Genomic DNA, 880 nt, shown 5'->3' on the forward strand with positions numbered 1-880 from the left:
CATTCGCTCCCCAACGTTTAACCACACCGAAGAATTCTTCAACGTCATGACCTGCCAAATAGTGTTTAGGTAAACCTGTCATATCGCTATAAAGCATTTCACCATCAGCATCACGTTCTACACCAATGTGATACAACTCATGATCAAGTAACGCGCAAAAGTTACGGTCATTGGTATTTTCACAATAACTCGCATCGATCGTAATTAAATAGGTTGGTACAAATCCGAACCAGTCTCGCATTTGCTGTTCTTGCCGTGCTTTCTTCCATCCACCCACGTTAAACATGACCTTTTCACATTGCCCCAATACCATTCTCTTTTTAGCAACGGCGGCAGATGATGCCCAAGCAAATGCCAAGAATTCTTCATTGTCGTGAAGTAGCTCGGCAATGTGATCATGATCAGGATTGTGTAATGCGCCACCAATAGTAAGAAAATTTGCAACCACCCAATCTTTAAGACCTACGGCGGGTGCTAAGCGTATTGCTTCCTCTTCCTCAGCTTGGTCAATCAGCTCTGTCGGCGGGAATGGTCTGATTTGGTCCATGTTTACCTCAAATCTGGCAACTCAATCCTTTTGCCTGCTAATTTGTGCTGACTATCCATGCAGTATTCAATATATCCATCTCGAATAAAGTAATGACATCTACCAACAATATTAATACTTGGTGAGAATGTTGGTTTTTTCATATCATTGTTAAACGACCATTGCTGTCCATTATCAAAAGGCTTATCGACTGCGATCATGTGAAGTAAATTACAACCCGGGCAAAAGTGCTCATATATACCATCATCAAAGTAATGTATTTTCATAATGCATGCCTCTTTAAATTCTTAAGCCACTGACTCGAAAAATTAGCTTCAACCTGCAATGGTCCAT

At 41.0% G+C, this 880-nt stretch carries 2 protein-coding genes; both read right to left on the reverse strand.

Annotation, left to right across the window (positions count from 1 at the left end):
- A partial coding sequence (locus tag AVJ19_RS21190) for a putative metallopeptidase (protein ID WP_111861438.1) occupies positions 1-547 on the reverse strand: 547 nt, incomplete at its 3' end.
- A gap of 2 nt (positions 548-549) precedes the next feature.
- Positions 550-813, reverse strand: coding sequence for a DUF6527 family protein (locus AVJ19_RS21195; RefSeq protein WP_111861439.1), 264 nt, complete (start codon positions 811-813; stop codon positions 550-552).
- Positions 814-880 lie beyond the last annotated feature (67 nt).

Source organism: Acinetobacter sp. CFCC 10889 (assembly GCF_003268395.1).
Lineage (GTDB): Bacteria > Pseudomonadota > Gammaproteobacteria > Pseudomonadales > Moraxellaceae > Acinetobacter.

Excerpts from the sequence above, each read along its gene's own strand:
- AVJ19_RS21195 (WP_111861439.1), bottom strand. The coding sequence starts at position 813 with ATGAAAATACATTACTTTGATGATGGTATATATGAGCACTTTTGCCCG.